Source organism: Achromobacter sp. ACM01 (genome assembly GCF_014851745.1).
GTDB lineage: Bacteria > Pseudomonadota > Gammaproteobacteria > Burkholderiales > Burkholderiaceae_B > Achromobacter > Achromobacter aegrifaciens.
Genome location: NZ_JACVAF010000002.1, coordinates 330,432 through 357,329, shown reverse-complemented (window position 1 = coordinate 357,329; position 26,898 = coordinate 330,432). Strand labels below are relative to the sequence as shown.

At 64.0% G+C, this 26,898-nt stretch carries 23 protein-coding genes; 5 read left to right on the top strand and 18 right to left on the bottom strand.

Annotated features, from left to right (window positions below; genetic code table 11):
- Positions 1 to 14 precede the first annotated feature (14 nt).
- Positions 15 to 284: a flagellar biosynthesis protein FliQ gene (gene fliQ, locus IB268_RS10065; RefSeq protein ID WP_008163193.1), complete on the top strand. Its 270-nt coding sequence runs from the start codon at positions 15 to 17 to the stop codon at positions 282 to 284.
- Between the two features lie 34 nt (positions 285 to 318).
- Positions 319 to 1,107, top strand: coding sequence for a flagellar biosynthetic protein FliR (gene fliR / locus IB268_RS10060; RefSeq protein ID WP_119452082.1), 789 nt, complete (start codon positions 319 to 321; stop codon positions 1,105 to 1,107).
- A gap of 54 nt (positions 1,108 to 1,161) precedes the next feature.
- On the opposite strand, the gene IB268_RS10055 is transcribed toward fliR, so the two are convergent.
- The 16 genes from IB268_RS10055 to flgB all read right to left on the bottom strand — a co-directional run bounded on the left by IB268_RS10055 (position 1,162) and on the right by flgB (position 20,039).
- Positions 1,162 to 2,757, bottom strand: a complete 1,596-nt coding sequence (locus tag IB268_RS10055) for a PAS domain-containing methyl-accepting chemotaxis protein (RefSeq protein ID WP_054456683.1) — start codon at positions 2,755 to 2,757, stop codon at positions 1,162 to 1,164.
- Positions 2,758 to 3,050: 293 nt separating this feature from the next.
- The gene (locus tag IB268_RS10050) at positions 3,051 to 4,784 is read right to left on the bottom strand and encodes a methyl-accepting chemotaxis protein (protein ID WP_054456682.1); all 1,734 of its coding nucleotides are present in this window, start codon (positions 4,782 to 4,784) and stop codon (positions 3,051 to 3,053) included.
- A gap of 139 nt (positions 4,785 to 4,923) precedes the next feature.
- Positions 4,924 to 5,391 carry a hypothetical protein gene (locus tag IB268_RS10045; RefSeq protein ID WP_054456681.1) on the bottom strand — a complete coding sequence of 156 codons (468 nt, stop codon included), beginning with the start codon at positions 5,389 to 5,391 and terminating at the stop codon, positions 4,924 to 4,926.
- A 29-nt stretch (positions 5,392 to 5,420) separates the two neighbouring features.
- Positions 5,421 to 7,271 (bottom strand): methyl-accepting chemotaxis protein, encoded by a 1,851-nt coding sequence (locus tag IB268_RS10040; protein ID WP_192354182.1) that lies wholly within the window; start codon positions 7,269 to 7,271, stop codon positions 5,421 to 5,423.
- 99 nt (positions 7,272 to 7,370) lie between these two features.
- Entirely contained in the window at positions 7,371 to 9,260 is a 1,890-nt protein-coding gene (locus IB268_RS10035; RefSeq protein WP_192354181.1) for a methyl-accepting chemotaxis protein, read from the bottom strand.
- Positions 9,261 to 9,401: 141 nt separating this feature from the next.
- Complete coding sequence (gene flgL / locus IB268_RS10030; RefSeq protein ID WP_175163434.1) at positions 9,402 to 10,649, bottom strand: flagellar hook-associated protein FlgL; 1,248 nt, start codon at positions 10,647 to 10,649, stop codon at positions 9,402 to 9,404.
- 47 nt (positions 10,650 to 10,696) lie between these two features.
- Positions 10,697 to 12,364, bottom strand: a complete 1,668-nt coding sequence (flgK, locus tag IB268_RS10025) for a flagellar hook-associated protein FlgK (protein WP_119452087.1) — start codon at positions 12,362 to 12,364, stop codon at positions 10,697 to 10,699.
- A gap of 70 nt (positions 12,365 to 12,434) precedes the next feature.
- Positions 12,435 to 13,412 (bottom strand): flagellar assembly peptidoglycan hydrolase FlgJ, encoded by a 978-nt coding sequence (flgJ, locus tag IB268_RS10020; RefSeq protein WP_175180788.1) that lies wholly within the window; start codon positions 13,410 to 13,412, stop codon positions 12,435 to 12,437.
- 5 nt (positions 13,413 to 13,417) lie between these two features.
- On the bottom strand, positions 13,418 to 14,554 hold the full coding sequence (locus tag IB268_RS10015) for a flagellar basal body P-ring protein FlgI (RefSeq protein WP_192354180.1): 1,137 nt from the start codon (positions 14,552 to 14,554) through the stop codon (positions 13,418 to 13,420).
- Between the two features lie 2 nt (positions 14,555 to 14,556).
- The gene (locus IB268_RS10010; RefSeq protein WP_119452089.1) at positions 14,557 to 15,246 is read right to left on the bottom strand and encodes a flagellar basal body L-ring protein FlgH; all 690 of its coding nucleotides are present in this window, start codon (positions 15,244 to 15,246) and stop codon (positions 14,557 to 14,559) included.
- On the bottom strand, positions 15,246 to 16,031 hold the full coding sequence (gene flgG, locus IB268_RS10005; RefSeq protein ID WP_192354179.1) for a flagellar basal-body rod protein FlgG: 786 nt from the start codon (positions 16,029 to 16,031) through the stop codon (positions 15,246 to 15,248). Before flgG ends, IB268_RS10010 begins: the two co-directional genes overlap by 1 nt.
- 65 nt (positions 16,032 to 16,096) lie before the next feature.
- On the bottom strand, positions 16,097 to 16,861 hold the full coding sequence (locus IB268_RS10000) for a flagellar basal body rod protein FlgF (protein ID WP_054456672.1): 765 nt from the start codon (positions 16,859 to 16,861) through the stop codon (positions 16,097 to 16,099).
- A 37-nt stretch (positions 16,862 to 16,898) separates the two neighbouring features.
- Entirely contained in the window at positions 16,899 to 18,398 is a 1,500-nt protein-coding gene (locus IB268_RS09995) for a flagellar hook-basal body complex protein (RefSeq protein WP_054456671.1), read from the bottom strand.
- Positions 18,399 to 18,469: 71 nt separating this feature from the next.
- The gene (locus IB268_RS09990) at positions 18,470 to 19,168 is read right to left on the bottom strand and encodes a flagellar hook capping FlgD N-terminal domain-containing protein (protein WP_054456670.1); all 699 of its coding nucleotides are present in this window, start codon (positions 19,166 to 19,168) and stop codon (positions 18,470 to 18,472) included.
- Positions 19,169 to 19,188: 20 nt separating this feature from the next.
- A complete protein-coding gene (gene flgC, locus IB268_RS09985) occupies positions 19,189 to 19,608 on the bottom strand; it encodes a flagellar basal body rod protein FlgC (protein WP_054456669.1) in 420 nt (139 codons plus the stop codon).
- A gap of 23 nt (positions 19,609 to 19,631) precedes the next feature.
- Positions 19,632 to 20,039 (bottom strand): flagellar basal body rod protein FlgB, encoded by a 408-nt coding sequence (flgB, locus tag IB268_RS09980; protein WP_054456668.1) that lies wholly within the window; start codon positions 20,037 to 20,039, stop codon positions 19,632 to 19,634.
- Between the two features lie 177 nt (positions 20,040 to 20,216).
- On the opposite strand from flgB, the gene flgA reads away from it, so the two are divergent.
- The 3 genes from flgA (at position 20,217) to IB268_RS09965 (ending at position 21,864) form a co-directional block, all read left to right on the top strand.
- Entirely contained in the window at positions 20,217 to 20,930 is a 714-nt protein-coding gene (flgA, locus tag IB268_RS09975) for a flagellar basal body P-ring formation chaperone FlgA (protein ID WP_125473406.1), read from the top strand.
- A 129-nt stretch (positions 20,931 to 21,059) separates the two neighbouring features.
- Positions 21,060 to 21,353 (top strand): flagellar biosynthesis anti-sigma factor FlgM, encoded by a 294-nt coding sequence (flgM, locus tag IB268_RS09970; RefSeq protein ID WP_054456667.1) that lies wholly within the window; start codon positions 21,060 to 21,062, stop codon positions 21,351 to 21,353.
- A gap of 31 nt (positions 21,354 to 21,384) precedes the next feature.
- Complete coding sequence (locus IB268_RS09965) at positions 21,385 to 21,864, top strand: flagella synthesis protein FlgN (protein ID WP_054456868.1); 480 nt, start codon at positions 21,385 to 21,387, stop codon at positions 21,862 to 21,864.
- A 107-nt stretch (positions 21,865 to 21,971) separates the two neighbouring features.
- Here IB268_RS09965 and flhF read toward each other — a convergent pair whose 3' ends face one another.
- Together flhF and flhA are read right to left on the bottom strand one after the other, a co-directional pair.
- Positions 21,972 to 24,779, bottom strand: a complete 2,808-nt coding sequence (flhF, locus tag IB268_RS09960; protein WP_192354178.1) for a flagellar biosynthesis protein FlhF — start codon at positions 24,777 to 24,779, stop codon at positions 21,972 to 21,974.
- On the bottom strand, positions 24,776 to 26,896 hold the full coding sequence (gene flhA, locus IB268_RS09955; RefSeq protein WP_119452092.1) for a flagellar biosynthesis protein FlhA: 2,121 nt from the start codon (positions 26,894 to 26,896) through the stop codon (positions 24,776 to 24,778). The genes flhF and flhA overlap by 4 nt, the downstream gene beginning before the upstream one ends.
- Positions 26,897 to 26,898: the final 2 nt, after the last annotated feature.

Genomic DNA, 26,898 nt, shown 5'->3' with positions numbered 1-26,898 from the left:
GGAGGAGAATCGCCATGACCGCCGAAACCGTCATGACCATGACCTACCAGGCGATGAAAATTGTGCTGGCGATGGCCGGGCCCTTGCTGCTCGTGACACTGGTGGTCGGTCTGGTCATCAGCATCTTCCAGGCCGCCACGCAGATCAACGAAATGACGCTGTCGTTCATTCCGAAGCTGTTGGCCATGTGCGGCGTGCTGGTGCTGCTGGGCCCCTGGCTTATTGGCGTCATGGTCGACTACATACGGCAGCTGATCGGCCAGATCCCCATGCTGGTGTCCTGAGCGGCACCCGCCGCCGGACACCGGACATTCCCCCATGATCGCCTTCACGCTCGAGCAGCTCAACGGCTGGATCGGCCAGTTTCTCTGGCCGTTCGTGCGCATCCTGGCGCTCGTGGGCACCGCCCCGCTGTTCTCCGAATCGCTGATTCCCATCAAGGTCAAGGTAGGACTGTCCTTCGTGCTGGCCGTCGCGATCAGTCCGGCGCTCGATCCCGTGCCGCCCATCGCGCCCGGCTCGTTTGCCGGACTGTGGATGGTGATGCAGCAAGTGCTGATCGGCATCGCACTGGGATTCACCATGCGCCTGGTATTCGCCGCCGTACAGACCGCCGGCGAATTCGTCGGTCTGCAGATGGGCCTGTCGTTCGCGTCGTTCTTCGATCCGAGCTCCGGCGCCAATACCGCGGTGCTGTCGCGCCTGTTCAACATCATTGCGATGCTGACTTTTCTGGCCTTGGACGGCCATCTGCTGGTCCTGGCCGCGCTGGTTCGCTCTTTCGACACCTTGCCCGTCGCCATGATCCAGTTGCATCAGAACGGCTTTGGCGTGGTGGTGGAATGGGGCAAGACCATATTCGTATCGGGCCTGTTGCTGGCCCTGCCCCTGATCTGCGCGCTGCTGACCATCAACCTGGCCATGGGCATCCTGAATCGCGCGGCGCAGCAGCTGTCAGTGTTCTCTATCGGCTTTCCCGTAACGCTCATCATCGGCGTCACCATTCTGACGGTCGTGCTGCCGCACGCCGGGCCCTTCCTGGAATCGCTGTTCGAATCTGGGCTCACGGCGATGAGCCGGGTCGCCGACGCTCTGGCGGGCAAATAGGACTGGACTGGTAGTGGTGGATGCCGGGCGGTGCGTGACACCGCCCGTTTCCGTTTACTGCTGCCCGGTAAGGCGGAACACCCGGATCGTCTCGCGCAGCGCGCCGGATTGGTTGCCCAGCTGCATCACGGCGCCACCCAGATCCTGAACCAGCGCGGTGTTCTGCACCGTCATCACGTCCATCTGCGACACCGCCGTATCCACCTGCTCGATGCCGCTGGACTGTTCCTGCGAAGCCTGCGAGATCTCGCCGATGATGTCGGTGACACGATGCACGGCGGCCACGATGTCCTGCATCGTCGCTCCCGCCTGCTCGGCCTGCTGGGAGCCCTCGGTCACACGTTCCACCGAGTCTTCGATCAGGCCCTTGATCTCTTTGGCTGCCTGCGCGCTCTTCTGCGCCAGGCTGCGGACCTCGCCTGCCACCACCGCGAAGCCCTTGCCGGACTCCCCGGCGCGGGCCGCTTCCACAGCGGCGTTCAGGGCCAGGATGTTGGTCTGGAACGCGATGCCTTCGATGATGCTGACGATATCGGCGATCTTGCGGGAGCTGTCCGAAATGCCGTGCATCGTGCTGACCACCTGCCCGACCGCCACGCCGCCCTTGCGCGCCACTTCCATGCTGCTGGCCGCAAGCTGGTTGGCCTGGCGCGCGTTGTCGGCGTTCTGCCGCACCGTGGAGGTCAGCTGTTCCATGCTGGCCGCGGTCTGCTGCAAGGACGCCGCCTGGCCTTCGGTACGGCCCGCGAGCTCCTGGTTGCCGCGCGCGATATGCGCTGCGGCATGGGTCGTGCCTTCAATGCCGCGATACACGTCCTGTGCAATCCCGATCAGGCTCTTGCGCATCACTTCCAGCGAGAACTTCAAACTTCCGACTTCATCGTCGGAATCCGCCACGATCTGCGTGGTCAGATTGCCCGCGGCCACCTGACGCGCCATATTGGCGGCATCCACCATCGGATCCAGCAGCGAGCGCGACAGGCGCCAGCCCATGCCAAAGATGGCGATGACGCCCAGCGCAATGGCCGCGCAGCCAACGCTCGCGCCCAAGGTGCCCAGTTCCGCCCAATTGGCCCGCAGGCCGTAAATGCCCGCGCCAGCCATGATTGCGGATGACAGCAGCGCGTGGCGCAGCATGCGGCTGCGGACATTGCGCCGGAATGGAAATGCCAGCACGTCCACGCCGCGCCGCCAGCCCGCCCGCACGGGACGCCCGCGCAGGATGCGCACGCCCTTGGCCGTGCCCTCGCGAATTCGGGCATACAAATCCTCAGCCATTTCGATCTGTTCTTCGGAGGGGCGCACCCGTACCGAGGAATACGCCACGACCTCGCCGTTTTCGACGATGGGCGTTGCATTGGCCAGCACCCAGTAGTAACCGCCGTCCTTGCGCCGATTCTTCACCAGGCCCAGCCACGACTCTCCGGCCTGCAGCGTTTCCCACAGGTCTTCGTAGGCTTCAGGCGGCATGTCGGGATGGCGCACGATGTTGTGCGGTTTGCCGATGAGTTCTTCGCGGGAGAAACCGCTGACTTCGACAAAAGCCGGGTTCGCATAGACGATCCGGCCCTTGGTATCAGTACGCGAGATCAGGTATTGATCCTCGCGCAGCTTGGTTTCTACATTGTGGACGGGTAGGTTGACGCGCACAGCTTGCCTCCGGATACATCATGTCGAGCAGCGAATGGATATCGGCGAGCAAACCGGATCTGACGCCCCGCATAGACGTGTTCCCCCGCCAGGTTCGTCAGGCTCCGGGACGGCATGGCCCCGCATTTTCGAACACTGTTCACCGCCCTTTTCAGGCGTTATTGTTGTTAACGACCAAATTTTCGAAAACTTAACGTGCGCATGAATTTGCGCACGCCAAGGCGCAAAGCATATGGACCGCGGCCGCGCATCAGCGCGGCCGCGGTCCTGTTACTGACGTCAGACGACGGGCATCAAGCCTGCGTCAGCGTCGGCGCGGCGTAACCGCCTGACAACTGGTGCGCAGGAACTTCGATCACTTCGCCCGTGTTGATCTTGAACACGGCCACTGCTTCGGCCAGGCGCTGGGCCTGCTCCTGCAGCGAACCTGCGGCCGCGGCCGCCTCTTCCACCAGCGCCGCGTTCTGCTGCGTCACCTCGTCCATCTGCGACACGGCACGGTTCACCTGGTCGATGCCGCTGGACTGCTCTTCGGAAGCGGCCGAGATCTCGCCCATGATGTCCGTCACGCGCTTCACCGAGGCCACGATCTCCTGCATCGTGGCACCCGCACGCTCTACCTGCTGCGAGCCCGCGCCGACCTTGCTCACCGAATCCTCGATCAGGCCCTTGATTTCCTTGGCCGCCTGGGCGCTGCGCTGCGCCAGCGAGCGCACTTCGCCCGCCACCACCGCAAAGCCCTTGCCCTGCTCACCCGCGCGCGCTGCTTCCACCGCCGCATTCAGCGCCAGGATGTTGGTCTGGAAGGCAATGCCATCGATCACCGACACGATCTCGGAGATCTTGCGCGAGCTTGCCGAAATGCCTTGCATCGTGCTGACCACCTCCGACACCGCCGAACCGCCGCGCTCGGCCACATCGGACGCGCTGGCCGCCAGCTGATTGGCCTGGCGCGCATTATCCGCATTCTGCTTCACGGTCGACGCAAGTTCTTCCATCGACGCCGCGGTTTCCTCCAGCGAAGCCGCCTGCTCTTCCGTGCGGCTGGACAGATCCGTGTTGCCCGCCGAGATTTCGCGCGAACCCACCGTGATTTCGTCCACGCCGCTGCGCACCGCGGATACGGTACGGGTCAGGCTTTCCTGCATGCGCTTGAGCGCGGCGAACAACTGGCCGATCTCATTGTGCGAACGCACTTCCACGCGGCTGGTCAGGTCTCCAGCGGCGATCTTGTCGAAATGCTGGCCGGCTTCCACCAAGGGGCGCACCACCAGGCGGCCGAACACCAGACGCGCCAGAATCATCAGCAGCACAGCCAGGCCGACCGCGACACCCACCGCCACCATGGCGAGGTTGAAATTGGCTTCGGCCTTTTCGATCGTGGCTTGCTGCTGGTCACCGATGTACTTGCCAAACTCGCTGAGCGCCTCGATGAAGGCTGCGCTGCGCGGCGTGCCGTACTCGTTGTTCACCATATAGAAGGTGGAATAGTCTTCGCTGCGCAGGGCTTCGACCATGGTATCCACGCCGTCGTCGATGTAGGAACGATAACGACGGACCAGGTTCATGGACAGCTGGCGGCCCGTATCGTCCTGCAGCATGTTCTTCTGGAAATCGGCGAAACGGCTGCGCACGCCGGTCAGCAGGTCCGTCGCGCCCTTCAAGGCCGCCGCGGCATCGCGGGCCGAGTTCTCGCCGCTGCCCCAGCCGGATTCCTGCAGGTGGCGCGCGGCGACCATCAAGGCAACCCGCGCGCGCAACATGTCGCTGTTGATCACTTCGACCTGCTTCGAACGTTCGGTCAGTGCATTGACCTCGCGAATCGACTCATAGTTGTTCTGCAGGAAATACGCGGCCAGACCGCCCACCGCCGCGATCAACACGGCGAAGAACGCCATGACCCACAGCAACATGGTGCCGACGCGGGCATCGCGCAACCGCAGCTTGCGCTTCACCTTGGGTGCGCGCGCGGCCTTCTTCTTGCCGACCTTTCCGGACTTCGTACCGGACTCGAGACTCGCTTCCATATTATTTCCCCATCCCTCAGGAACTACTCTGACCAAATAAAAAACCACCCGATGGACATGCCTTGTTACACGGGACATGCACTCCGGGCGACGTACATCGCGGCTCGCGCCGCGATGCTCCCCGCTGGACTACAGGGCGCTATTTGCCCTGAGGCTGCAATCCGGCCGGTTCACCCGGACCCGGTATGTAGATGGTCTGCACCTCGGGGGCCGCGGCGGGCGGCGCCATGTCCTGACGCAGGTCAGGCATAGGCGCGGGTCCCAGCAGCTTCTGGCGTTCCCAGGGTTCCAGCAAGATATTGGTGCTGTCGACGAGGCGCAGCAGTCGGCCGTCCGGACCGAATTGCAGCAGCGCTTCCTTGCGGCTGTACAAGCCGTCCGCGACGAAGGTGATTTTGAAGGCCCAGAGCGCGAGCAGCGTACCGTCGGTCTGCTTGTAGAGTTTGTCGGGCGGGGCGGTCAGTGCACGTGAAGCCTCTTCCAGCGTCGTTTGCCCAGGGGTCAAGGTCGACAGCTTGTCCGGGTCGAAATTGTGCCCGGACGCCGCGCAGCCGACCAGAAGAACCGCCACCACGGCCGTCGCCAGAAGATGTATATAGCCTCGCATACCCTACCCATTTACCGGCAACGCCGGTGTCAGAAAGATTCCCAGTCGTCATCCGCAGGCGCTGATCGGCGGCCAGCCGTCGCGGCGGGCTTGGCCGCCGGTGCAGCAGCCGGACGTACCGTGGGACGGCGCAGCGGCCGCGCCGCTGTCGCCCCTTCAGCCGCAGCCGGCTTGGTCCGGGTGGAATGCGTCAAGCGCACGGCCGGCACTGCCTTGGCCTCCGCCGCGGGCGCGTCCGCCTGCACTGCGGCCGCGACCGGGGCAGCCACGCGCGCCGCCGGACGTTGACCCGCCAACTGATGCGCGGGGACTTCGATCACTTCGCCCGCATTGACCTTGAACACAGCCACTGCTTCGGCCAGGCGTTCCGCCTGTTCCTGCAGCGAACCCGCGGCCGCGGCAGCCTCTTCCACCAGCGCCGCGTTCTGCTGCGTCACCTCGTCCATCTGCGACACGGCACGGTTGACCTGGTCGATGCCGCTGGACTGTTCCTCGGAAGCGGCCGAGATCTCGCCCATGATGTCCGTCACACGCTTCACCGAGGCCACGATCTCCTGCATCGTCGAGCCGGCGCGCTCCACCTGCTCCGAACCCGCGCCGACCTTGGACACGGAATCCTCGATCAGGCCCTTGATTTCCTTGGCCGCCTGCGCGCTGCGCTGCGCCAGCGAGCGCACTTCGCCCGCCACCACGGCAAAACCCTTGCCCTGCTCACCCGCGCGGGCCGCTTCTACCGCCGCATTCAGCGCCAGGATGTTGGTCTGGAAGGCAATGCCATCGATCACCGACACGATCTCGGAGATCTTGCGCGAACTGGCCGAGATTTCCTGCATGGTATTGACCACTTCCGACACCGCCGAACCGCCGCGCTCGGCCACGTCGGACGCGCTGGCCGCCAGCTGGTTGGCCTGGCGCGCGTTATCCGCATTCTGCTTCACGGTCGATGCCAGTTGCTCCATCGAAGCCGCGGTTTCCTCAAGCGAAGCGGCCTGTTCTTCCGTGCGGCTGGACAGGTCCGTATTGCCGGCGGAAATCTCGCGCGAGCCCACGTTGATCTCGTCCACGCCACGGCGCACCGCAGATACGGTACGAGTCAGGCTTTCCTGCATGCGCTTGACCGCAGCCATCAACGTGCCGATCTCGTTGGTCGAGGTCACGTCTACGCGGACGGTCAGATCACCGCCAGCGATCTTGTCGAAGCTGTCGCTGACAGCGCGCAAAGGCCGCAGAACGACACGATTCATGAACAGGAAGGCCCCCAGCCACACCGCCACGATCAGCACCGCCAACGCGGCGTACACAATGGCCATCGTCGCCGCCTGCGAGCGCGAGGACGACACCATCTCTTCGCTGTAGGAGGTAATGTCTTTGGCGAATTCGCCCAGTTGTTTCGAGAACGCCCCGCTCGCGGCGCCGGCCCTGGTGTTTTTCAAATCCAGGTAAGCCGCCGAATCGCCCTTGTCCAACGCCGACATCATGGCTTGCAATGCGTCTGCGAAGCCGTTGAACGAGGAAAGAAGGTCACCCTCGGCGCTCTTGCCTACCGCCGTGGTCTTCGGGATGGCCTTGAAGGTCTCCATCTTCTTCTTGGCGTCGGCGACCAGCTGTTGCACCGTACGGGTGTTCTCGCTGGCGCCATTGGCGTCGCCCGTGGCCCGCTGCGCGGCAGCGATGTCGGCGCGTATGGTCGCGCGCAGCATCTGCGTGTAAGCGTCCTTGATCAGATTCGCCTGCTGTACGCTCAAGCTATCCAGTGCATTGATCGCCTCGGAGTTGGAACGCATGCTGTTCCAGCCCAGGACGATGGAAACCAGCGCGGCCAGCGCTACGGCCAACTGGGCAAGCATCAAGCCCGTACGCACCTTCAGATTGCTAAACATTTCCGTATATTCCGGTAGTCGTCCCGGCGGCACTCTTGCCGCCAGGCCGTAAATAGGGGGGTAGCTTTACTGCCTGTGCTGCGCTGACGGATCCCTCCGTCAGAAAGACTCCCAATCGTCATCCGCCGCAGGCGTTGGGCGCCGGCTGGAGGCTGGCGCCGCAGGCGCGGCATCCTTGGCGCTCGCCGGGCGACTGGCTGGCCGGCGTAGCGGACGAACGGTGGTGGCCGCTTCCGGCGCTGGCTTGGGCCGGGCGACCTGAGTCAGGCGTGGCGCAGGCGCCGCCTTGGGTGCAGGTTCCGCCGGCTGAGGCGCTTCAGCGTTAGCGGGTTCGGCGGGCACCTTGCCTGCCGCAGCCTGCGGCTGTGTGGGCGGCGCCGGCATGCGGGGCGCGCTGCGTTGCGATGCCAATTGCTGCGCGGGGACTTCGATCACTTCGCCCGCATTGATCTTGAACACGGCCACTGCTTCGGCCAGGCGCTGCGCCTGTTCCTGCAGCGAACCCGCGGCCGCGGCCGCCTCTTCCACCAGCGCCGCGTTCTGCTGCGTCACCTCGTCCATCTGCGACACCGCGCGGTTCACCTGGTCGATGCCGCTGGACTGTTCTTCGGACGCCGCCGAGATCTCGCCCATGATGTCGGTCACCCGCTTCACCGAGGCCACGATCTCCTGCATCGTCGACCCTGCGCGCTCCACCTGCTGCGAGCCCGCGCTGACCTTGCTCACGGAATCCTCGATCAGGCCCTTGATTTCCTTGGCCGCCTGGGCGCTACGCTGCGCCAGCGAGCGAACCTCGCCCGCCACCACCGCAAAGCCCTTGCCCTGCTCACCCGCGCGCGCCGCTTCCACCGCCGCATTCAGCGCCAGGATGTTGGTCTGGAAGGCAATGCCGTCGATCACCGACACGATCTCGGAGATCTTGCGCGAGCTGGCCGAAATGCCTTGCATCGTGCTGACCACTTCCGACACCGCCGAACCGCCGCGCTCGGCCACGTCGGACGCGCTGGCCGCCAGCTGATTGGCCTGGCGCGCATTGTCCGCGTTCTGCTTCACGGTCGACGCAAGTTCTTCCATCGACGCCGCGGTTTCCTCCAGCGAGGCCGCCTGCTGCTCGGTGCGGCTGGACAAGTCCGTGTTGCCGGCGGAAATCTCGCGCGAGCCCACGTTGATCTCGTCCACGCCACGGCGCACCAGCGCCACGGTGCGGGTCAGGCTTTCCTGCATACGCTTGATAGCGCCAAACAATTGGCCGATCTCGTTGGTGCTGCGCACGTCGATGCGACCGGTGAAATCGCCGCCCGAGATCTTTTCAAAATGGTCGCCCGCTTCCCGCAACGGGCGCAGCACGGTCCGGCTGATGAACAGCCAGCAGCCCAATGCCAAGGCCAGGGAGATCGCCAGCATGACTATCGTGACCGTGCGCGAAACGCCGTGGGACGCTTCGGCCTGCACCACGAGCTCATCGGTGCTGGAGTCGATATGCGCCAGCACGCCGCCGACGGCCTCTCTCAGAGCCGTGTTCGCCGCGCTCCCCGCGTCGTTCAGATCCAGGTAGTCCTGCACGGCCATGGTCGACAACGCGGCCGCCTGACGCCTGACCACGTCGCTGAATTGCTTGTAGGCGTCTTCCAGCTTTTGATTCAACGCCTCCGAGCCTTCCAGGCGGGGTGCCTTGCGGTATGCGTCCAGCGCCTGGGCGCCTTCCTGCATCAAACCTTCGGCGCGCTTGGCCTGCGAAGTCGCCTGTTCGGTCTTTCCTTGCTGCAGATCCATCAGCGACGTCGCCAACAGCAAGCGGCCGCGCAGGAACAGGATGTAGGCCCGGTTCAGCTGCGAGGCCTGCGTGGAATAGGCGTCGTTGACCCGCTCCAGCTTCTCATTGCTCGAGTTCAGCCCCATCCACGCCACGCCATTTGAGATGAACATGGCGCCCGTGAAGAGCAGCAACACCAGAACGAGACAGGTGCGGACTTTCAAGTTGACAAGCATGGAATATCCGAGCGTTAAGCAATGTGAAACGACTATTTCCTACTCTGCACGCACACACGGACGCCCCGGCCCCTGGCCAGTAGCGTCCGCAAAGGCGCAACCCTACGCACCCGATGGCGCGTTTTTGTACCTACCGCAGTACTACTTGCGGCTGAACAGACTTGATCCCTGAATGGTCATGAATGCTGCCGACGCCGCTTGCAGGGCGACCTGGCGCAACGCGAGCTGGCTGGCGCCTTGGTAGTAGTCCAGTTCTTCCAGATCAGACAGAGACTTCGAGTAAGACAGGCCTTTCTGCGTACCCGTGGAGTTCAGTGCGTCCAGTTCGTTCATCCTGGCGCCGACCGAAGCCTGCACCGTGAGAACGTTGTCGTAGGTGTTCGCCAGCTTCTTGTTGGCCGTCGCTAGTGCATTGTTCAGTTTGGCGGTCGCGACGGGGTCGCCAGCGCTGGGTGCGTCCAGCGCAGCAATCACGTCGTCCAAGGTAGCGAACACGTCCATATCGGAGGACTGGACGCTTTCGACATTTATCACGTCACCAGCCTGCGGGGCGCCTTTAATCGATACGGATACGCCACTGCCCAAATCGACCGTAGCTCCATCAGCGTATGCGGTTGCAGGAGCTCCTGCGGCCGGCACGGTCGCGCTGGAACCGTCTGGATTCGTCGTCGTAACGCGATAGCCGATCGCTCCGGTGACTGCGTCGGTCTCAAACTGCACGGCAAACTTCTTGCCCGCGTTTGCCGAACCCGGCACCACGGATGCCGGACCAAACTCGGCAGTGCCGGTATTGGAATCGGGCGTCGAAGCCACAAAGGCTTGCGAACCTGGGTTTGCGCGCCCAAAGATGTCCTTCCCCAGATCGCTGGAGGACAATTGGCGGCTTTGGTCAACCTGAATGGTCCGCTCACCCACAGAATTGCTATAAGCGATCTTGCCGGTCGCGTCCTTGGAGTACGGCATCACACTGCCATCATTGCCCGAGAACAGATATTGACCATTGCCGTCCGTCGTGTTCGCAAGCCCCAGCAAGGCATCGCGGGTGCTTTTGAGTGCCGTGGACAAGGTTTGGCGGTCGCTATCCGACAGCACGCCGCCGGCCTGGATGATACGCGTGCGCGCCTCCTGCAAGGCATTCGTCACAGCGGTCAGCGTATTGCTTTCCTGCCCCAGATTCGTGCTGGCGGTCTGGCGGTTCATGCCATACGTATTGTTCATGCTCTGCGTCTGAGCCACACTAATGGCCAACGCAGCGGCCAGGGGATCATCCGCCGGAGTCAGGTTCTTGCGTCCGCTACCGACCTGTTCAACCAGGCGGTTCATATCGGATTCCTGAGAGAGAACGCCCTTAAGGCCGTTCGAGTACATCATCGAGGTGCTCAGGCGCATGGTGAAGCTCCGAAATTTTCTTTATTGGTCACGATTCAACGATTCGATCAGCCGCGCAGACCCAGCAGCGTATCGAACATGGTGCTGGCCACGTCAATGATGCGAGCACTGGCTTGATATTGTTCCTGGTACAGCGACAGGCTGACGTATTCTTCGTTCAGGTTGACGCCCGAGACAGCCTGCTGCGCCGCAGTCTTCTGCGTGATCAGGTTTGCCTGCGCGGTCGCCGCGGACTTGAGTTGAGCGGTTTGCACCCCAACCGTATTCACCACCTGGCCGAACATATCGTTCACGCTCATCGTGCCATTACCAAGCACCTTGCTGTTCTGCAGCTGAGCCAGTTTCAGCGCGTTCTTGCCGTTGGCGTCACCGCCTTCTAAGTCGGCCGCCGCGATCTTGTAAGGATCGGAGATCAGAACGGTAAGATCGCGTGCCGCATCGCGCGTGGGTGCCAGCGACCATTTGTCGCCAGCCTGGGGCGGCGCGCTGATGGTCAGGGTCACACCCATCTCGCTGTCGAGATTTAGCGTGCCCGGCGTCCCGGTGGCCGGACCGTTGTAGACCTGCGAACCTTCCGGCATGCGCAGCACGCGGTAGTTCGTGCCGTCGAAGGAAATCTCGTATTCCTTGGCGTTGATGTTATTCAGGTTCGTGAACTGACCCGAAAGCGACGCGTTGCTCTTGTTCTGCGCATTCGGTACGCCCTGCGGCGAACCGATGCCAAAGAAGTCCGTGCCGGGATTGCCGTTCTGGTCCAGGCCCTGCTTGTGCTGCTCGTTGAAGGACAGCGCCAGGCCGACGGCCATCTGACCTAGCTGGCTTTGCATGACATCCAGCGAAGTCGCGCGGAACTGCAGCAGGCCGCCCAGCGACCCGCCGGTCACTTCCGCATCGTCCAGCTCCACGGCGACCGTCTTACCAGAGCCGGCCGGCAGCGTGTAGGCAATGGCGGTACGCCCCGTATCCTTGGAGGCAGCCACCGCTTGCAACGGATAGATGGTGTTGCCGGATAGCAGCGCCTGGCCACCGTTGGCCAACGTAATGTTGATCTTGTCGCCTTGTTCGTAGGTGGTGATGCCTACCAGCTGATTCAGTTCCATGACGGCCTGATCACGCTGATCCAGGAGATCGTTCGGAGGACTGCCGCCCGCCTTGCCCGTAGCCAGCGAGATTTGCTGGTTCAGATCGTCGATACGCGTCAGATAACTGTTGACCTGCTCGACCGTCGTGGTGATCTGCGTGTTCAGGCCGATGCGCTGGTTTTGCATCTCGGTGTAGGCCGAACGGATCTGGGTGGCCAGGCTATTGGCCTTGCCCAGCAAATCCTGGCGTGCGGCAGGGTCGGCAGGCTTGCTGGCCACCGCATTCATGCTGGTGAAGAAATTGGTCAGGCCCGGCGCGATGCCGACGGTGCGGTCGGCGAACAGGTTGTTGATTGCCGAAACCTGGTTGTATTGCGTCTGCAACTGGGCGCCACTGCCCTGAGCGCCGACCAGTTGCTTGTACAGGAAACTGTCGTAGCTGCGCACGACCGTGTCGACCTGCACGCCTCGGCCTATGTAGCCGTTGCTGGTCGCCTGGGCACCGGCAGTCGAAACCATGACGCGCTGGCGGTTGTAACCGACCGTGGTGGCATTGTTGATATTGTGGCTGGTGGTGGCCAGCCCTGCCTGAGCGGCGTTCAGCCCGCCCAGCGCCAATTTATACATATTCATGCTGACAATGCCCCGTATTTAACCGCTGATATACCTGGATATCCAATTAACGGCAGGAGGTGATCCGAATTTAGAGTCCTTCCAACATCTGGCGAGAAATTTCCACCTTGGATGCCGCGCCCCGCAGCTGGCTCATCACGCCGATCAACTTTTGCGCATACTGGGGATCCGTCGCATAACCCGCGTCCTGGATCCGGCGCGCCGCCTCGATCTCGTTGCGGGCCTGCGTGACGCCCTCGTAGCGCGGGCTGTTGCCGATCAGACGGGCGTAATCCGCGAACGATTCCTCGTAGGACGCGTAGGCGCGGAAAGGTTGCGTCACCTTTTTCGCCACGCCATCTTCGTATTCAGTAGTCAGTACGTTGACAACCTGCCCCTTCCAGCTGGATCCCGCCTTGATGCCGAACAGGTTGTAGCTGGTGCTGCCGTCCTGGTGCTTGATCTCGCGCTTGCCCCAGCCCGACTCCAGCGCCGCCTGGCCCATGATGAGGCGGGCCGGCACGCCGCTTTGCTGGGAAGCGAGATTGGCTGCGCGCGACATCTTTGATACGAAGGCGACCACGTGGTCGGGCGCGCCTTCCGCTGCGGCCAGCGCCCGGTTCTGCGCGCTGTTGTTGCGCATCACGTTCAGCAATGCCGACACTTCGCGCGAGCCAGCGGCGCGGAAGTCGAGGTCCGCGCCCTCTCCCAGGCGCTTGACCGCATCCGCGCCCAACTCGCCGGGCTTGCCCTGCTGCATCTGCGCCAGAATGGCGCCGGAAAGGCCGATACCAGGCGACGCCAGATGCAGGGCGAGCTGCTCGTCCGCCATGGACTGCAGCATCTGCGTCTGCTGCGAGTCGAACAGCCCTTCCTTAGGCGTTGCCTCGCGCATGCGCTTGACCATCATCTGCAGGAACAGGGCCTCGAACTGCTTGGCAACCTGTTTCTGCTGCTCGGTCCCCTCAGGATCCTTTTTGACATCGCGCTTCAGGTCAGACAGGCGGCCCATGTCGAAAACCGAATCCTGCCGGCTGGCGCCGCGCGCCGCATCATTGGTGTACGCCATGGCCGTCAGATGATTTCCAGTTCGGCGCGCAAGGCGCCGGCGGTCTTCATGGCCTGCAGAATCGCCAGCAGGTCCTGCGGCGTGGCGCCCAGGGCGTTCAAGCCCTTGACCACATCCGCTAGACTGGCGCTGGTGCTCACGCGTTGCAGGGAACCGTTCTCCTGGCGCACCTCGATCTGCGTATTGGGTACCACCACCGTCTGCCCTTCCGTGAAAGGCGTGTCAGGCTGCGATACCTGGTTCTGGCGATTGATGATGACCGACAGATTGCCGTGGGCCACGGCGGCTTCTTCGATCATGACGGTGCGGTTCATGACGACCGAACCCGTGCGCGCATTGATGATGACCTTGGCCACCGTGGGCGCGCGCGCCACCTGCAAGTCTTCGAGCTGCGACAGGAAGCGCGCCTGCGAAGCCTGATCCATCGGTGTGCGCACCTGCACCACGCGTCCGTCCAGCGCAGTGGCGGTGCCTTGGCCGAACTTGCGGTTCAACGCCATGGCCACATTCTGCGCCGTGCCGAAATCGGTATTGTTCAGTTCCACATAAACGTAGCCGTCACGCGCGAACGTGGTGGGCACGCCGCGCTCTACGATGGCGCCCGCGCTAATGCGCCCGCCATTCAACTGGTTGATCTGCACGCTGGAGCCACCGGCGGAGGCGCCCGCGCCGCCCACCAGGATGTTGCCCTGGGCGATCGCGTAGACCTGGCTATCGGCCCCCTTGAGCGGGGTCATCAGCAATGTGCCTCCGCGCAGGCTCTTGGCGTTGCCCATGGACGAAACCACCACGTCCAGCGTCTGGCCCGGCCGGGCGAATGCCGGCAGCGTGGTCGTGACCATGACCGCGGCCACGTTCTTCAATTGCATATTGCTGCCGGGCGGAACGGTGATACCGAGCTGCGACAACATATTGGTCAGACTTTGCTGCGTGAACGGCGTCTGCCGCACCTGGTCGCCGCTGCCATCCAGACCCACGACCAGGCCATAGCCGATCAGCTGGTTGCCCCGCACGCCCTGGATCGACGCCAGGTCCTTGAGCCGTTCGGCGTGCGCCGCACCCGCGCCGGCCATCAGCCCGACCGAAATGCAGACGCGCGCCAACAAGGACACCAAGGCGGATATCGGATTCGGTTGTTTCATGTTCAGAACGGCGAAGCGATCAGGAAGAAGCGTTGCAGCCAGCCCATGGTCTGGACTTCGTCCATGACGCCCTTGCTGCGGTACTCGATGCGGGCGTCGGCCACCTGCGTGGACGACACGGTGTTGGTGCCGGTAATGGAGCGCGGATCGACTACGCCGGAGAAGCGCACAAATTCGCTGCCCCGGTTGATGGCGATCTGCTTTTCGCCCGCGACCTGCAGGTTGCCGTTGGACATCACCCCCACCACCGTGGTCGTGATGGTGCCGGTAAAGGCATTGTTCGCCGTGCTGTCGCCCTTGCCCTGCGACACATTGCCGCCCTTGGCGTCGGTGTTCAGGTTGGCATTGGCCCAACTATCCATGAAGGACGGCGCGGCGGCGATGCCCAGGGAAGCGCTGCCGCTGCGGTTGGTGTTGGTGGCGACGTTCTTGGAAGCGTTGGTCTTTTCGTTCAGGACGATGGTGACGATATCGCCCACGTTGCGCGGCCGGCGGTCCTCGAACAAGGGATAGTTGCCGTAGGTCGTCGGCTGATAGATCGAGCCCGTGGGCTGCGCCATGGGCGTGGGCGGCGGCGGCGGCGCCGCCGTCGTCGGCCCGGTCACGATAGGCTCGGGCGGGATCATGGCGCAACCGGCCACCAGCATAGCCAGGGCCGCACTCGATACCAGGCGCAGGACAGACATGGGCATCACAGTTGGGTCAGGCGGGCCAGCATTTCGTCCGAGGTCTTGACGGCCTTGCTGTTCATTTCGTAGGCGCGCTGGGTGGTGATCATGTTGACCAGCTCTTCAGCGACGTTGACGTTGGAGGTTTCAACGTACTTCTGCATGATCGAACCGGCGCCGTCCACGCCAGGCTGCAACAGGTTGGCGGGTCCCGAAGCGTCGGTCTCCAGGTACAGGTTCTCGCCGACGCTCTGCAAGCCGGTGGGGTTGATGAACGTGGCGATCTGCAGCTGGCCGATCTGCACGTTGATGCCAGCGGCGCCGGGCTGCGTCACCGAAACGATGCCGTCGTTACCAATGGAGATCGACAGCGCATTGTCGGGGATGTTCATCGGCGGCTGGATCACGTAGCCGCTGACGGTCGTCAACTGGCCGTTCTGGTCGCGTTGCAGGGCGCCGTCGCGGGTGTAGGCCTGGGTGCCGTCAGGCAGTTCGACCTGCAGGAAACCACGGCCATTGATGGCGATATCCATCTCGCTGCCGGTGTTGTTCAGATTTCCGGCGGTGTCGATGCGCTCGGTCGCGGCCACGCGCGCACCGGTACCCAGTTGCAGGCCCGACGGCAGCTGGGTAGCGTCGCCGACTTGGGCGCCAGGCTGACGCAGCGTCTGGTACATCAGGTCCTGGAACACGGCGCGACCACGCTTGAAGCCATTGGTCGAAACGTTGGCCAAGTTGTTCGAAATCACGTCCATGGAGGTCTGCTGACCTTCCAGACCCGTCTTGGCGATCCACAACGAACGCATCATGATGAAGTACTCCTGGTGCCGCGGCCCGGCCGCGCGCAAAAAATGTTTCTAGTTCAGTCGCCGTATCACGCGCTTACCGACAGGATGCCGTTGGCGCGCTCGGCGTTGCGGTCCGACTGCTGGATCACCTGCATCTGCTGCTCGAAGCGGCGGGCGTTGGCGATCATGCCGACCATCGCCGCCATCGGATTGGTGTTGCTGCCTTCCAGCACGCCCGACAACAGCCGCAGGCTGGGGTCGGCAGGCACCGGAGGCGCGGGTTGGCCATTGACGGGCGCCATGCGGAAGACGCCATCGTCGCCGTGCACCAGCTGCTCGTTCTGCGGGCTGGCCAGTTTGATCCGGCCCAGGTTCAGGATGTTGTTCGGCGCGTCGCCTGCGCCGATGGCGGTAATGGTGCCGTCCGCGGTGATGGTCAGCGCGGCCTGGTCGGGCACGTCGATGGGGCCGCCCTGGTCCGACAACACGGGTTGGCCCAACGAGGTCTGCAACAAGCCATTGATGCCGACCTGCAGGCTGCCGGCGCGGGTGTACGCCTCGCCCTGCGGCGTCTGCACGGCGATCCAGCCACGCTCGCTGGACAGCGCCACGTCCAGGTCCCGGCCCGTGGTCTGCATATTGCCCATCTGGAAGCTGTTGCGCGGCGTGGACGCCACCGTCGAAACACGCGTGGGCAGACTCGTCCCATCCGTGACCGGCACGGAGCGGTACAGCGCGATCTGCTCGCGGAAACCCGCCGTGTTCACGTTGGCCATGTTGTTGGAAAGCGCGGCCTGATGCTCGGTGATGCGCGCCGCGCCATTCATGGCGGTGTAGATGATACGGTCCATTGCCTATTCCGTCGGTGTCGTCTCGTGCCTGCCCGGCTTACTTCAGATTCATCAGGACTTGCATGATTTCGTCCTGGGTCTTGATGGTCTGCGAGTTGGCCTGGTAGGTGCGCTGGGCAATGATCATGTTGACCAGTTCCTTGCTCATGTCGACGTTGGACGACTCCGTGGCCTGGCCCACGACCTTGGAGAGGCCGTTGGTGCCGGGCTGGCCCAGGATGGGCTGGCCGGAGGCGGAGGTTTCCGTCCAGGCGTTGTTGCCCACGGGCTGCAGCCCCTGCAGGTTGGAGAAGTCAGCCAGCACGATAGTGCCGACGACCTGGGTCTCGCCGTTTGTGTAGCTCGCCACTATGCTGCCGTCACCACTGATGTTGATGCCGCTGAACTCGCCGGAAGCGTATCCGTCCGGCTTGGCTACCAGCTTGTAGGCGCTGCCGAACTGTGTGGTGCCGGCGTAGTTCATCGCAATGTTGATCGGATCTGCGGGCGTGGTGCCGCCACCCGGGTTGGCGAAGGACAGATTGACGACAGGTGCGCTGGTCATCACGCCGGCCTTGTTAAAGGTGAACTTCTGCGGGTTGCCCCAGACTCCGCCCGCTTCAGTGGTCGGCGCCATGGCCTGCCCGTCGATCGTGTAGTAAACGTCGTACGTGCTGGTATCCGCAGTAGCTGCGGGGCGCTTCACGAAGTACTGCATGACCTGATGGGAATTGCCCAGCGAGTCGAACACCGTCATCGGCGAGGCGTTGGTATAGGAGTTGGACAGCTTCGGGTCGAACGGCTTGCCAGTTTCGACGACAGCCGCCGTGTACTCAGTAAACGCCCCCATCTTCGACAGATCACCACCCGTAATCACGCCGCCCGCGCCCACGGTTACCGTTTCCGTACCGACGGTGAAGGTGGAGCCCGGGGCCGGCAGTCCGAGACCGGCCGGCACGGTATCCTCCAGCGTTGCCGTTCCCGTAGCATCACGGCTGAAGGTGTACACAGTGGCGGGCGCCGTGCCCAACGTGACCCTTCCAAGGACGGGTGCCTTGGTTTGCGTATCCGTTTCGTAGATGACTTTCGCGTTGGCATCCAGGTTGGCCACGGTGGTGCCAGTGGAAGTCGCCTTCGGTGCCACGTTGGCAGTAGGCAACTGCAATTCCACCGGATTCGCACCCACGGAGCCCGGCGGATAACCCGTCAGACGATAGCCCTGTGCGTTGATGATGAAATTGTTCTTGTCGACCAGGAATTCGCCGTTGCGGGTGTACATCACCGCACCGCTCTGGTCGGTTACGCGGAACATGCCCTTGGCGCCGTCAATGGCGATGTCGTATTCGCCGCCGCCGCCGTTCACCGTACCCACGGTAAAGCGCTGGTTGATGGCCGCAACCTTCACGCCCAGGCCGACGCGCGAACTGGCGTAAACGTCGGCGAACGACGCGGTGGCGGACTTGAAGCCGACCGTGCCGGAGTTGGCGATGTTGTTGCCGATGACGTCCAGGTTCTGCGCTGCGGCGTTCAAGCCGCTCAATCCTTGTCCGAAACCCATGTTTGTTCTCGCTAATCTTTAACTAGGGGAAGCCGCCGCCCTTGCGCCGGCACCGATACATTGCGCCCGCTTCAGGCGCCGATCACCTTGCGCACGTCCAGCATGCTGGTCTGGCCTTCCAGGCCCAGATCCAGCCTCAGGCCTTCAGTGGAGTACGCCACGCTCTTGACCTGGCCGTAGCTCAGGACTTCCGCATTCACCTTCTTGCCATCGGCATCCGTAGCCAGGACGGACACGGTGTACGCGCCCGGTTCCAGCACAATGCCGTTATCGTTCTTGCCATCCCAGGACAGCGTGTACACGCCGGGCTTCTGGTCTGTCGTTTCGATCGTGCGCACGACCGCGCCATTGGCGTCGGAAATGCGGATCTGCACTTTCTGGGCATCGCCCTGCAGGTCCAGACCGTAAGGCGTGACGACGCGGGCCTCGGGATTTGCCGCATCCACGCCAGACTTGATCTTGGAGCCGGGAATCAGCACGCCCTTGCCTATCATGGCCACGGCATTCATCGACTGCGACACGTCGATCTGGCCGCTGATGGCGAGCATGGTGTTCTTCAGGTTGGTGATGCCTTCCACCGTGGAGATCTGCGCCAGCTGGGAGGTCAGCTCGGCATTCTGCATCGGGTTCAGGGGATCCTGGTTCTGCAGCTGCGTGACCAGCAGTTTCAGGAACTGGTCCTGCAGGCCTTGCGCCGTGCTGCTGCTATTGGCGCCCGTTTGAGCCAGGCCCAAGCCGGTCTTGCTCGTCGATTGGTCGATAGTGGTCATGGATTAACTGGTTCCGGAAATTAGGACTGGCCGATGGTCAGGGTCTTCTGCATCAGGGCCTTGGCGGTGTTGAGCACTTCCACGTTTGCCTGGTAAGAGCGCGAGGCTGCGATCATGTTCACGGTTTCGGCCACCGGGTCGACATTGGGCATGCTGACGTAACCCTGCGCGTCGGCCATGGGGTGCTGCGGGTCATAGACCTGCTTCAAGGGGGACTGGTCTTCGACCACGCCAGCCACGCGCACGCCGCCGATTTCCTGGCCCAGCGCCTGGCCGGCCGGGGGATTCACCTGGAACACGACCTGACGGGCGCGGTAGGGTTTGCCGTCGGGGCCAACCACGCTGTCGGCGTTGGCCATGTTGCTGGCCGCCACGTTCATGCGCTGCGATTGCGCGCTGAGCGCCGAACCGGCGATATCGAAAATGCTCAACAAGGACATTGCCTGCCGCTCCCTTTAAAGAATCATTCCTGAATTGCGGCCATCATGGTCCGGATACGGCCAGACAGCATCTGCATCGTGCTTTGGTAATGCAGGGTGTTATCCGCGAACTGCACGCGTTCGATGTCCATATCCACCGTGTTGCCATCCATGCTCGGCTGGTACGGCAGGCGGTACAGGAGTTCCGTCGGACCTTGCGATACGGCCTTGGCCGGGATATGGCGAGCGGCAGTCAGCGTGAGCGCGGTGTCGGGCAGGCGTTTCGTGCCTTCCATGGCGTTGGCCATGGCCGTCTTGAAGTCGAAATCGCGCGCCTTGTAGTTGGGCGTATCGGCATTGGCGATGTTCGACGACAGCACTTCCTGGCGTTGCGCGCGCAGTCCCAGGGACTGCTGGAAGAACCGAAAATCTTCATTAAGCCTGTCTAGCATCGGGGCGCCTTGGTGCGTTGCAATTCAGATAAAGCCAGGGACGCCGGACAGACCGTTATCCCATTGGATGACGGCATCATAGGGGCCGGGGGCTCAACACAATCAGCCAAATAACCCGTCATTTCTCATCCAATTCACGTATTGCCGAATGCCGCGGACTTCTACAATTCCTCCATCATGAAAATATCCGCACTCCGACTCCGCGCGCGCGCAGGCTGCCTGGCAGCCCTGCTGCTGCCCCTGGCCGCCGCGCAGGGGCAGGAAGCCGCCGTCCAGGCACCCGAGGCGATCGCTCTTGCCGCACAAACCTATCTGCTGGATCAACTGGCCGGCCTTCCAGGGCAGCCCTCGATCGCGATAGACCCGCCGCGCGCGGAACGCCTGGCGCCTTGCGACGCCATGTCCCCGTTTATGCCCTCGGGTATGAAACTGCGTTCACGCATGACGGTCGGGGTGCGCTGCAACGCGCCCAAGCCCTGGACGGCGTATGTCCAGGCGACGGTGAGCGTGCCGGGCCACTACTACGTCGCCGCCCGCATGATTGCTGCGGGGCAGGCCCTGACGCCGGACGACCTCGCTCCAAGAGACGGCGATTTGGTCTCCCTGCCCCCTGGCGCGATTACAGATCCGCAAACCGTGGTGGGCATGTCGGCCGTGCACCGGATCAATGCGGGGCAAGCGGTGCGGGGTTCCGGATTGCGCAACGCACAATCGGTGGTGCGCGGCGCCAACGTCCGCATCAACGCGCGCGGGAAGGGCTTCGTCGTCAGCAGCGAAGGCCAGGCGCTCGACAACGCCGCACCTGGCGCAACCGTGCAGGTCCGCACCGCAGGCGGCCAAGTGGTCAGCGGCGTGGTGCGCAACGCCGGCCTGGTGGAAATACAACTGTAATTGTTGTTACATGTCGCATTGCACCAACACGCCGCCTGCCCCTAAAGTTCCGTCCGGCCCTGCCGTTACTGAGGCATAAGTAGGCGAAACCGTCGCACAACCGACCCAGGACGCCCTGCGGAGAAAATCTTGAAGATCAATTCGACCACCAACCGCCCCCTATCGGCTGACGCCGTCGCGCCCCGCGCCGACTCGGCGGTTGCCCAGGCCTATGGCGCCAGTAGCGCCAGCGGCTCCAGCAGCTCGCAGGTGGCGCTGAGCTCGGCGTCGCGCAAACTGTTGGCGCTGCAGGACGGCTCCAATGACATCAACGTTGAACGCGTCGCCGCCATCCGTGCGGCAATCGCATCGGGTCAGTTGAAGATCGACACCGGCCGCATCGCGGACAGTCTGATTGCCAGCGCCCGCGATTTGCTGAAGTAACCCCGAATCTCCCGAGTCCAACAGCATGACCATGAGCACCGTCGAATCCCTGCAATCCTGCATGCGCCAGGAAGATGCCCTGATCACCGAGTTCTCCGCCATTCTGGAAGAAGAGACCGAGGTGCTGGTGGGCTTGGGAAGCGTCGGCACGCTGCAGGAAATCACCGAGCGCAAGGGCGACGTCGCCCGCAAGCTTGTGGACCTGAGCCAGGTCCGGGACTCCCTGCTCGCGGAAATTGGTCTGCCCGCCGGGCACACCGGCACCGAGCAGGCGGCTGTTCTGCACCCGCAACTGTCCGGCGTCTGGCAGGCTTTGCTCAGTAAATCGGCATCCGCCAACGAAATCAACCTGCGCAACGGCGCGCTCATCGACGTGCACCTGCGCTACACGCAGCAGTCGCTGGACGCCCTGCGCGGCTTGGGCGCGGCGGGTGGCACCGTGTCCACTTACGACGCCCGCGGGCGTGGCGCACGCAGCGGCCCGGGCCGCAAGCCCATCGTGGCTGGTTGAACCTGGCAGGATGGGTAAAGCGCGCCAGTTCGCGCGCAAGATCCCACCTCGCTATCGCGCGCAACCCATCACATATTTGCGCAAAGCCACTGCAACAACGGCCGTCGTCACCCCGCCGTCATTTCCAACATCGCATACATCTTCAGCAAAGCCACAGGCAACATGCGCCCGGACAGCTTGCGATCCGTTCCCATGATGCCCGACAGGGGGCCGCGCAGCACTTCCGCTGCCGGCGTATGCGCCAGCTGCCAACATGCCGCGCCCATCTGGCCGGCCATTAGCGATTGGCGCGCCAAGGCATGAGCGCCGTCCACCGCCGGCAAAGCCTGCCACGCATTCGCCATATAGCGGAACCCCGCCTTGGCCTCATCCTGCAGCACCAGCCAGCGCGCCACGGTGGCGGCATCCGCTTGGGACGCGGGCAGATTGGTCATGCCGAACAACTGTCCGGCCACCTCGCCACTGACCGTGTCGATCAGCCGGGCGCAGACCAGCCGGACGGGCTCGCCACCGTTGCGGCCCGGCAGGATCACTTCCGTACCTGAGGCCCACAACGCCAGGGGCACGCGCTTGCTGCCCTGGACGCTGTGCAGCCCCGGCATGTCGCCAGGTTGGCCGACGGGCAGATAGCCCACGCTCTTGCCCACGGCATTCAAATTGGTCGGGCAGTCATCCTGGATGACGCGCTGCCCGCCAGCGCTGCGCGCAACCCAGGCAACGCCCTGCTCGTTCAAAGCTGGCCACAAGGCGGAAGTACCGGTTTCCAGCATGTGTACGACCGGGACGCGCGCCAGTTTCTCGGCCAGCCAGGCCACTCGCGCCTGTAGCGCCAGGGCCGCGTCCGGCTGCGCCGGCGCCGCTGGCGCAAAGGAGGACAACAGGCCGTGCGGCAGCACCAATTGCTGCGCCGGTGCCGCCAAAGCCGTGCCGCGATCACTCATCAGCAGCGTGCCCAGCAAGGCCCCGCCCGGGAGGCCCTCCCCCTTCATGGCGGCTTTGCCATGCATGGCAAGCAGGTGCCGTCCGCAAACCGCGGAAAACTCTCGACGCACCATCGCCAAGGGGTCATCGCCCAAGGCGGCTACGCTCGCGCCCGAACTGTCGCCGACATAGCCGCGCCAGGATGCGCGAGCCTGTACGCAGGCGGGATCGCTTTCCAGCCAGGTGATCGCGTCGTCCAGGTTCTGCGCGGCCTCGATGGACCCCGCGCCGCCTTGTGGACGCAGGATGGCGGACGCCAGCAATTGCCGCTTGCGCGCTGGATCCACGCTTTCCGGCTCCCGCGACGCGGACACCAGCGTAGCGAGGTCTGCCTCGCTAGGGGTGTACAGCGCGCGGGCGCGCTCGACCATCGAGAAGACGCGGTCGATCAGCACGTCGGCGCGGGCCAGCTCCATGTGTTCCGGCACTTTCTGCCCGACCGACATGTAATGGATGGGCAAGCGATGACGGATGGCCGTATCCAGCGCCGCGCCCAGGCGCGTAGCCTCGTCCAGCTTGGTAATGATGCAACCGGCGACGTCCTCGCCCACGCCATTGCGATATGCATGCGCCACTTCATCCAGCGTGTCGCCTTGACTGGCCGCGTTGAGCACCAGTAGCCGGCGCACGGGTTTGCCCGCGTTGCACAGCATGGCTGCCTGTTCCGCCACCTGGCGATCGCGCTGGCTGATGCCGGTGGTATCGATCAGCACGATCTTGCGGCTGCCCAATTCAGCCAGGATGCGGCGCAACTCGCCCGCGTCGCGCACGGAGTGGGCGGGCACGCCCATCAGGCGTCCGTAGATCTGCAGCTGTTCCAGCGCGCCGATCCGGAAATTGTCGGTGGTCAGCATCGCGACCTGCTCGCGCCCCTCGCGCGCCACGCAACGTGCGGCCAGCTTGGCCAGCGTGGTCGTCTTGCCCACACCGGTCGGACCGACCAGGGCATATACGCCGCCAGCCAGGAACTCATCCTCGGAACGCAGCACGGGCAGGTGGGTCACCAGTTCGTTGCGGGCCCAGCTCAGCGCCGCTTCCGGCGTCATTCCTTCCGGCAGGCGCTCCACCAGCGTGCGCACCAGCTTGGTGCTGAACCCAGCATCCAGCAGGCTGCGGAACAGAGCCGCGCCCGCGGGTTCCCGACCTGGCCCTTGGCGGCCGCCCCAGAGCAGGCCATCCATGCGGCTTTCCAAAGCGCCGCGCAGCGCGCTGATGGCGTCCTGCAGTCCGGCTGCGGCGTCGGCCGGCATCGCCGCAGGCGGCAAAACCGGCGGCTGACGCAACGGCGCGTCCGGCATGCGGGCCATGGCAGGCGCGGGTGCCGGTTGGGGCGTGGACGGCGTATAGGCCGCAGGCGCTGGAGCCGCGCTTGCCGGCTGGCCCGCATAGGCTACAGGCGCCGCCGGGACCAACCCTGCCGGCGCGGCAGCATATGCGGATGCGGCGGCAGGAGCGCCAGGCGCGGCAGCGGATGCAGCGGACTGATCTGTGGGGACCTGGCGCAACGGCGGCAGCGATGGCAATTCAACCCGCACGGGCGCCACCGGCTGGGGCGCTATCGGAGCAACCTGGGGCGTCTCATCTTCAGGCTGTGTCGAAGAAGCGTAAGCGGTCTGGTATGCGGCGATCGAACGCGACGGCGCCGCATATCCGCCCGGCGGCATCACAGGCGTGGACGCGCGCCCTGCCTGCTCAGGCAGATCGAAGCGCATGCCCGCAGGCGGCGGCGCTTCGGGCGGCCGGACGGGCGCGGCGTCCTGGCGCGGCGCGGCCTCATGGGCGGCATCGTCAAAAGCGCCTTCGACGGTGGCCAGCACCTCCACGCCGCCATCGACGCTGCGGTTCGACACGATCAGCGCGTCCGGGCCCAGCACCTGCCGGACCTGGCGCATCACATCGCGGCTATTCGCCCCAAAAAATCGGCTTATCTTCATGCCCCATTACCTCCGCCGATCAGCGCGGTAACACGCACCATGCGCTCATCGGGTATTTCCGTATTCGACAACACGCCCAGCTGCGGCAGATGGTGCCGCAGGAAGCGCGACAAAGGCGCCCGCAAGACCGGAGACACCAGCAGCACCGGCGCGTTGCCCTGCGATTCCTGGCGTTCGACCGCAGCCTGCGCTTCGCGCAGCAAGGTATCTGCCAGCCCGGGTTCCAGGCCGCCGCTGGTCGTCATCGCCTGCGAAAGCACACGCTCAAGCTTCACGTCCAGGCCAATCACCCGCAGCTCGCCCTCTCCAGGGAACCATTGCTGGGTGATGGCGCGGCCCAGCGAACGACGCGTCAGCGCGATCAGTTCGTTGATGTCGGGCTGGCTGCCCGTACCCGCGGCCAGCGCCGCCAGGCGCGGACCGTGCTCGGACAAGGTGTCGATGATGGTGCGCATATCGCGGATCGGCACCTCTTCCGACAGCAGGCCCTGCAATACCTTCTGCAATGCCGTGAGCGACAGGGTCTTGGGCACCAGATCTTCGACCAGCTTGGGCGCATCGCGTCCAATGCGGTCCAACAATTGCTGCACTTCCTGGCGGCCCAGCAGATTGGAACCGTGACGATGCATCAGGTGATTCAGATGGGTAGCGACCACGGTACCTGCATCGACCACCGTATAGCCCGCCACCTGCGCCTGATCGCGCAAACTGCCGTCGATCCACAGCGCCGGCAAGCCGAAGGCGGGATCGGTCGTGGGCGTGCCCTTGATCTGCACGGTCACGCCGCCCGGGTCGATGGCCAGCCACTGGCCAGGCATGGCGACGCCGTGACCGACCTCCACGCCGGACAGCAGGATGCGGTAATCGTTGGGCTTGAGCTCCAGGTTGTCGCGGATATGCACGACCGGGGGCAAAAAGCCTACGTCCTGCGCGAATTTCTTGCGCAGGCTGCGGATGCGGTGCAGCAGTTCACCATTCTGGGCGTGGTCCACCAGCGGGATCAGGCGGTAGCCGACCTCAAGGCCTAGCTGGTCCACCATGGACACGTCGTCCCAACTGGCCTCGGCCGCCGCGGCCTGTGCCTGCGTAATCGCCTGTGGCGGCACCTCGGCCGCCGCGGCCGCTGCCGCGGTTTGTCGCTTGTACAGCATCCAGCCGCCCCAGGCCAGCGCGCCGGCCAGGGTCAGGAATGCAACGTGCGGCATATTGGGGATCAGGCCCATGATGCCGACGATACCGGCGGTCAGGAACAGCACGCTGGGGTTGGAGAACAGCTGGCTGAGAATCTGCTGGCCGATGTCCTGGTCGGTCGAAACGCGCGACACCACCACGCCCGCCGCGGTCGAAATCACCAGCGCCGGGATCTGGGCCACCAGGCCGTCGCCGATGGTCAGCAGCGTGTAGACGCGCGCCGAATCACCCATCGACATGTCATGCTGGGCGACGCCCACGATCAAACCGCCGATGATGTTGATCGCCATGATCAGCAGGCCGGCGATGGCGTCGCCGCGCACAAACTTGCTGGCGCCGTCCATCGAGCCGAAGAAGTCGGATTCCTGGGAGACTTCCGCGCGGCGCTTGCGCGCCTCGTCTTCGCCGATCAGGCCCGCGTTCAGGTCCGCGTCGATCGCCATCTGCTTGCCCGGCATCGCGTCCAGGGTGAAGCGCGCGCCCACTTCGGCGATACGGCCCGCGCCCTTGGTGATGACGATGAAGTTGATGATGGTCAGGATCACGAAGACGATGATCCCCACGGCGAAGTTGCCGCCGACCAGGAAGTGGCCGAAGGCCTCGATGACCTTGCCAGCGGCGTCGGGCCCGGTGTGGCCATGAAGCAGCACCACGCGGGTGGAAGCGACGTTCAACGACAGGCGCAGCAGCGTGGCGAACAGCAGCACGGCCGGAAATGCCGCGAAATCCAGCGGCTTGCGCGTAAACATGGCCACCAGCAGGATCATCACGGACAACGCGATGTTGAAGGTGAACAGCAGGTCGAGCAGGAACGTGGGCAGGGGCAAAACCATCATGCCCAGCACCATCACGATCAGGATGGGCCCTGCCAGCAGCCGCGCATGCGTGGCCCCGTTACTTTTCAACATGGTGAGCAAAGCGCTCATTC